At 73.1% G+C, this 6,471-nt stretch carries 7 protein-coding genes; 6 read left to right on the forward strand and 1 reads right to left on the reverse strand.

The window, feature by feature from the left end; genetic code table 11:
• Positions 1-118 precede the first annotated feature (118 nt).
• Positions 119-559: a MarR family winged helix-turn-helix transcriptional regulator gene (locus tag ACFXB5_RS42915; protein ID WP_201858086.1), complete on the reverse strand. Its 441-nt coding sequence runs from the start codon at positions 557-559 to the stop codon at positions 119-121.
• Positions 560-754: 195 nt separating this feature from the next.
• Here ACFXB5_RS42915 and ACFXB5_RS42920 point away from each other — a divergent pair, with 195 nt between their 5' ends.
• The 6 genes from ACFXB5_RS42920 (at position 755) to pcaB (ending at position 6,403) form a co-directional block, all read left to right on the forward strand.
• Positions 755-1,579, forward strand: a complete 825-nt coding sequence (locus ACFXB5_RS42920) for a CoA transferase subunit A (protein WP_385219029.1) — start codon at positions 755-757, stop codon at positions 1,577-1,579.
• A complete protein-coding gene (locus tag ACFXB5_RS42925; protein WP_385219031.1) occupies positions 1,576-2,397 on the forward strand; it encodes a CoA-transferase subunit beta in 822 nt (273 codons plus the stop codon). Before ACFXB5_RS42920 ends, ACFXB5_RS42925 begins: the two co-directional genes overlap by 4 nt.
• Positions 2,394-3,608 carry a thiolase family protein gene (locus tag ACFXB5_RS42930; RefSeq protein ID WP_385219033.1) on the forward strand — a complete coding sequence of 405 codons (1,215 nt, stop codon included), beginning with the start codon at positions 2,394-2,396 and terminating at the stop codon, positions 3,606-3,608. Before ACFXB5_RS42925 ends, ACFXB5_RS42930 begins: the two co-directional genes overlap by 4 nt.
• 71 nt (positions 3,609-3,679) lie before the next feature.
• Complete coding sequence (gene pcaH / locus ACFXB5_RS42935) at positions 3,680-4,447, forward strand: protocatechuate 3,4-dioxygenase subunit beta (protein WP_385219034.1); 768 nt, start codon at positions 3,680-3,682, stop codon at positions 4,445-4,447.
• Positions 4,447-5,127 (forward strand): protocatechuate 3,4-dioxygenase subunit alpha, encoded by a 681-nt coding sequence (gene pcaG, locus ACFXB5_RS42940; RefSeq protein ID WP_385219035.1) that lies wholly within the window; start codon positions 4,447-4,449, stop codon positions 5,125-5,127. Before pcaH ends, pcaG begins: the two co-directional genes overlap by 1 nt.
• Positions 5,114-6,403, forward strand: coding sequence for a 3-carboxy-cis,cis-muconate cycloisomerase (pcaB, locus tag ACFXB5_RS42945; protein ID WP_385219037.1), 1,290 nt, complete (start codon positions 5,114-5,116; stop codon positions 6,401-6,403). The genes pcaG and pcaB overlap by 14 nt, the downstream gene beginning before the upstream one ends.
• Positions 6,404-6,471 lie beyond the last annotated feature (68 nt).

Raw genomic sequence — 6,471 nt, forward strand, 5'->3', positions numbered from 1 at the left:
GCGCCCACCCCCCCCCCCCACCCCCCCCGCGGTATGTGAGTGGTCCTCCCCGCCCTTCCGGTGAATGGGGCGTAGCCCCAGTTTCGGGAAGGGGCTGGGAGGGGGAAGACCCGCACGCCTACGCGCGCAACTCCTCCGCCGCGTCCGTGACCCGGGCGATCAGGCGCAGCAGGGTCTCCCGCTCCGTCTCGTCCAGCGGGGCCAGGAAGACCCGGTTCATCCGGGACGTCCGGGTGACCAGCTTCCGGTGGACCCGGATGCCCTCCTCCGTCAGCCGCAGGACGTTGCGGCGGCCGTCGTTCGGGTCGCGCACCCGCTCCAGCAGGCCGCGCCGGGCCAGCCGGGCGACCAGGTCGGCGATGGTGGAGCGGTCGAGGTGGACATGTTCGCTCAGCGTCCGCTGGTCGATCTCCGGCTTCTCGATCAGCGCGTTGACCACCGCGAACTGCGGCGAGGTGGTCTCCTCGGAGACCATCGCGCCCCACAGCAGGGAGTGCGCCTGCTGGAAGCGGCGGGCCAGATGCCCGGGGTGCGTGTTCAGATCCACCGCGCCGCCCATGCCGTGCCTCCCGGCTTCCGCTTCCCCGCTGCTCACTTACTCCGTGCACTGAGTGATTCTGCCCTGTGGAAGACCCCATGTCGAGAGGCCGACATTCGGCCTAGACTCCCTTGACGAGCGCACCAGCCAATGACACCGTGCGAAATCAAGAACACATTAGTCAGCATACTGAGCATCCCGACCCGCGGAGTGACGATGGCCGACATCCGAAGCCTCCAGGACGCCGTGGCGGACCTCGTCCACGACGGGGACACCGTCGCGATGGAGGGATTCACCCACCTGATCCCGTACGCCGCCGCGCACGAGGTCATCCGCCAGGGCAGCACCGACCTGACCCTCGTCCGGATGACCCCGGACGTCATCTACGACCAGCTCATCGGCGCCGGACTCGTCCGCAAGCTGGTGTTCTCCTGGGGCGGCAACCCCGGCGTGGGCTCGCTGCACCGCTTCCGCGACGCCGTCGAGAACGGCTGGCCACGGCCGCTGGAGCTGGACGAGCACAGCCACGCGGGCATGGCGAACCGCTATGTGGCGGGCGCCTCCAAGCTGCCGTTCGCCGTGTTGCGCGGCTATCGCGGCAGCGACATCCCGACCCGTACGGACACCGTCTCCACCGTCGTCTGCCCCTTCACCGGGGAGGAGCTGGCCGCCGTCGCGGCGCTCAACCCGGACGTCACCGTCATCCACGCCCAGCAGGCCGACCGGGCCGGCAATGTGCAGATGTGGGGGCTGACCGGGGTGCAGAAGGAGGCGGCGCTCGCGGCGGACCGGGTGCTGGTGACCGTGGAGGAGATCGTCGAGGAGCTCACCCCACGCCCCGGCGGGATCGTCCTGCCGACGTGGGTGATCGACGCGGTGTCCGTCGTCCCCGGCGGTGCCCACCCCTCCTACGCCACCGGGTACTCGACCCGCGACAACGACTTCTACCAGGCATGGGACCCGATCGCCCGCGACCGCGAGGCGTTCGCCCGGTGGATCGACGCATACGTGCGCGACAGCGAGGGAGCACTCACCCGATGACCGCGACCCCCGCCGGGACGACGGACTTCACATCCGACGAGCTGATGGAGGTCAACGCCGCCCGCGCGCTCGCCGACGCCACCACCTGCTTCGTCGGCATCGGCCTGCCCAGCACCGCCGCCAACCTGGCCCGCGCCACCGTCAACCCCGGCCTCGTGCTCATCTACGAGTCGGGCACCATCGGCTCCAAGCCCACCCGGCTCCCGCTGTCCATCGGCGACGGCGAACTCGCCGAAACGGCCGACGCGGTGGTCCCGGTGCCGGAGATGTTCAACTACTGGCTCCAGGGCGGCCGGATCGACGTCGGCTTCCTCGGCGCCGCCCAGGTCGACCGCTACGCCAACATCAACACCACCGTCGTGGACCGCGGCCCGGACAAGCCCGAGGGCCGCCTCCCCGGCGCGGGCGGCGCCCCCGAGATCGCCTCCAACTGCGGCAAGGTGCTCATGGTGCTGCGCCACTCCACCCGCAACTTCGTGGAGCGGCTGGACTTCGTGACGACCATGGGTCACGGCGGCGGCCCCGGCGACCGTAAGAAGCTCGGCATGCCGGGCGCGGGCCCCACCGCCGTCATCACCGACCTGGGCGTCCTGCGCCCCGACCCGGCCACCGCCGAGCTGGTGCTCACCGAAGTCCACCCGGGCGTCACCGTGGAGCGGGTACGGGCCGCCACCGGCTGGGAGCTGACCGTCGCCGGCACCGTGGGCACCACCGAGCCGCCCACCCCCCAAGAGCTGGCGGCGCTGCGCGCCCTCAAAGCCGCCGGGAAGCCCGAGCAGCCCGAGCAGCCCGAGCAGCCCGGGAAGGAGACCCGATGACCACCTCGCGTGACGTCTGTCGTGACGTCTATATCGTCGACGCCGTCCGCACCCCCATCGGCCGTTACGGCGGCGCCCTGGCCGGGGTGCGCCCCGACGACCTGGCCGCCCATGTGGTGCGCGGCCTGCTCGCCCGCACCCCCGCCCTGGACCCGGCGCGCATCGACGACGTCTACTTCGGCAACGCCAACGGCGCGGGCGAGGAGAACCGCGATGTCGCCCGCATGGCCGTACTGCTGGCCGGGCTGCCCGTCACCGTGCCCGGCGCGACCGTCAACCGGCTCTGCGCCTCGGGCCTGGAGGCCGTGCTCCAGGCCGCCCGCGCGATCGCGGTCGGCGACGCGCACATCGCCCTCGCGGGCGGTGTGGAGTCGATGAGCCGCGCCCCCTGGGTGCTCCCCAAGCCCGAGCGCGCCTTCCCCGCCGGGCATCAGCAGATGTACTCCACGACTCTGGGCTGGCGGATGACCAACCCGGACATGCCGCCCGAGTGGACCGTCGCCCTCGGCGAGGGCGCCGAGCTGATCGCCGACAAGCACGGCATCACCCGCGAGGCACAGGACGCGTTCGCGCTCACCAGCCATGAGAAGGCGGCGCGGGCGTGGAAGGACGGGGCGTACGAGGCCGAGGTGCTGCCGTATCCGGACACCGAGCTCGTCCGGGACGAGTCCATCCGCGAGAACACTTCACCGGAGGCCCTGGCCAAGCTCAAGCCCGCCTTCCGCAAGCCCGGCGGCACCGTCACCGCGGGCAACTCCTCGCCCCTCAACGACGGCGCGGCCGCGCTGCTGCTCGTCGACGAGGAGGGCCTGAAGGCCACCGGACGCGAACCCCTGGCCCGGATCGGCGCCTCGGCCGTCACCGGTATCGAGCCGCAGTACTTCGGGCTCGGCCCGGTCGAGGCCGTACGCCGCGCCCTCGCCAAGGCGGGCCGCTCGTTCGCCGATCTGGCCACCCTCGAACTCAACGAGGCGTTCGCCGCGCAGGTGCTGGGCTGCCTCGCCGAGTGGTCGGCCCAGGACCCGGGCTTCGACCCCGGCATCGTCAACCCGCGCGGCGGCGCCATCGCCATCGGCCACCCGCTCGGCGCCTCCGGCGCCCGGCTCGCCGGGGCCGTCGCCCATCAGCTCGCCGCGCGCGGCTCGGGAACGGGCCTGGCCACCTTGTGCATCGGCGTCGGACAGGGCCTCGCCCTCGTCCTGGAGAGGTAGCCCCGGAACGGCAAGGCCCAGGCGCCAAAGCCCGGAACGGCAAGGCTGGAAAGGTAAGGCTGACGGCAGACATGGCTCTCACCCAGTCCGACATCGACAGCGAACTCGCGCACATACGGGAGTCGTACGACAAGGCGCGCGCCGAGGGCGCTCCCGCCACCGACCACCCGCCGCGCGACTTCCCCCCGTACCGCAGCAGTGTGCTGCGCCACCCCAAGCAGCCGCTGGTCGCGGTGCACGGCGACCCGGAGACCGTGGAGCTGCACACCCCGGTCTTCGGCCACACCGACATCACCGCCATCGACAACGACCTCACGGTGCAACACCAGGGCGAGCCGCTCGGCGAGCGGATCACCGTCTCCGGACGGCTCCTGGACAGCCGGGGCCGCCCCGTCCGGGGGCAGCTCATCGAGCTGTGGCAGGCCAACGCGTCGGGCCGCTACGCCCATCTGCGTGATCAGCACCCCGCACCGCTCGACCCCAACTTCACCGGTGTGGGGCGGACGTTGACCGGCGACGACGGTTCGTACCACTTCACCACCATCAAGCCGGGCGCGTATCCGTGGCGCAACCACGAGAACGCCTGGCGCCCCGCCCATCTGCACTTCTCCGTCTTCGGCGCGGCGTTCACCCAGCGGCTGGTCACCCAGATGTACTTCCCCGGCGATCCGCTCTTCGCCTACGACCCGATCCTGCAGTCGGTGACGGACGACTCGGCGCGGCAGCGGCTGGTCGCCCGCTATGACCACGGGCTGTCGCGGCCGGAGTGGTCGCTGGGCTACCGCTGGGACATCGTGCTGGACGGGCCGTCCGCCGCGTGGATCGAGGAGGGGCGCTGATGAGCGAGAGGCTCGTATCCGCGCAGGGGTCCGCACCCGCCGAAGGGCTCGCACCGGCCGAAGGGTCCGCACCCGCCGAAGGGCTCGCATCCGCCGAGACACTCGCGCCTACTCCCTCCCACACCGTGGGCCCCTTCTACGGCTACGCGCTGCCCTTCCCCGGCGGCGGCGAGATGGCCCCGGCGGGCCACCCCGGCGCCATCACGCTCCACGGCCAGGTCCGCGACGGCGAGGGCGCTCCCGTCCCGGACGCGCTGGTGGAGCTGTGGCAGGCGGGTCCGGACGGCTCGCTCGCCGGGGCGGGCGGGTCGATGCGGCGCGACCCGGTGACCGGCGGCTTCCTCGGGCGCAACGGCGTGGACTTCACCGGCTTCGGCCGCATCGCCACCGACGCAGACGGCCACTGGACCGCCCGTACGCTGCCGCCCGGCGGCCCGGCCGCGCCCGCCGCGCCGTACATCAGCGTGTGCGTCCACGCCCGGGGGCTGCTGCACCACCTCTTCACCCGCGTGTACTTCCCCGAGAACGCCGAGGCCAACGCCGCCGACCCGCTGCTCGCCTCGCTGGATCCGGCGCGCCGCGAGACGCTGGTGGCGACGGCGGCGTCCCCGCCGGGGACCTATCGCTTCGACATCCGTCTACAGGGCGAAGGGGAGACGGTTTTCCTTGAGTTCCGGTAGCGACGACGTGGGGTTGCTGTCACCGGTGCGGGCCGGGTCGGCGGTGGAGGCCACCACGGGCGACACGGCGTTTCTGCAGGCCATGCTGGACGCCGAGGCCGCGCTGGCGCGCGTGGTGGCACCGGCCGGAGCGGCGGAGGCGGTGACGGGCGCGGCCCGCGTCGAGCTGTACGACGTACGCGATCTGGCGCTGCGCGCCCGCTCCGGGGGCAACCCGGTCATCCCGCTGGTCGCCGATCTCACGGCGGCGGTGGCCCGTACGGACGCCGAGGCCGCGCCGTACGTCCACCGGGGTGCGACCAGCCAGGACATCGTGGACACCGCCGCGATGCTGGTGGCCGCGCGGGCGCTGCCGCTGATCGTGGCCGATCTGGAGCGTACGGCGGCGGAACTGGCGCGGCTCGCCACCGCGCACCGCGACACCCCGATGCCCGGCCGTACCCTCACCCAGCACGCCGTACCCACCACCTTCGGGCTGAAGGCGGCGGGCTGGCGGGTGCTCGCCCTGGACGCCCGCGACCGGCTCGCGGCGCTCCGGCCGCCCGCCCAACTGGGCGGTGCGGCAGGCACGTTGGCCGCCTTCGACGGCGGGGTTCCGCTGCTGCGCCGGTTCGCAGAGGAGACCGGCCTTGCCGAACCCGAACTGCCCTGGCACACCCTGCGCACCCCCGTCGCCGACCTGGGCACCGCGCTCGCCTTCGCCGTGGGGGCGCTGGGGAAGATGGCGGCGGATGTGCTGGTGCTCTCGCGGACGGAGATCGGTGAGGTGGCGGAGGGAGCGGGCGGTGGTTCATCCGCGATGCCCCATAAGTCGAACCCCGTGCGTGCCACGCTGATGGCCGCCGCGGCCTGCCAGGCCCCGGGACACGCCGCGACCCTGCTCGGCTCGCTCACCGCGGAGGACGAACGGCCGGGTGGGGCGTGGCACGCGGAGTGGCAGCCGCTGCGGGAACTGTTGCGGCTCGCCGGGGGTGCCGCCCGCGATGCCGTGGAACTCGCCTCCGGGCTGCGGGTCTTCCCTGACCGGATGGCCGCGAACCTGGGGCTGACGGATGGGCTGATCGTCAGCGAGCGCCTTATCGCCGCGCTCGCGCCGGTGGTCGGGCGGGCCCGTGCGAAGGAACTGCTGGCGGAGGCGGCTCGGGAGGGGAGGGGGCTGGCCGAAGCGCTGTCGGGCGTCCTACCGCCCGACCGCCTACGCGAGCTGACGGACCCGACCGCGTATGTGGGCTGCGCCTCCGCGCTGACGATGCGGGCCCTGACCCGCGATGCGTAGCCCCTGCGGGGGCCTGTTGGGCCCCCCCGCCCCGCCCACCCAAACGGCTGGGGGGACCCCCCCGCCCC

It is taken from the genome of Streptomyces sp. NPDC059455 (assembly GCF_042750115.1).
GTDB lineage: Bacteria > Actinomycetota > Actinomycetes > Streptomycetales > Streptomycetaceae > Streptomyces > Streptomyces endocoffeicus.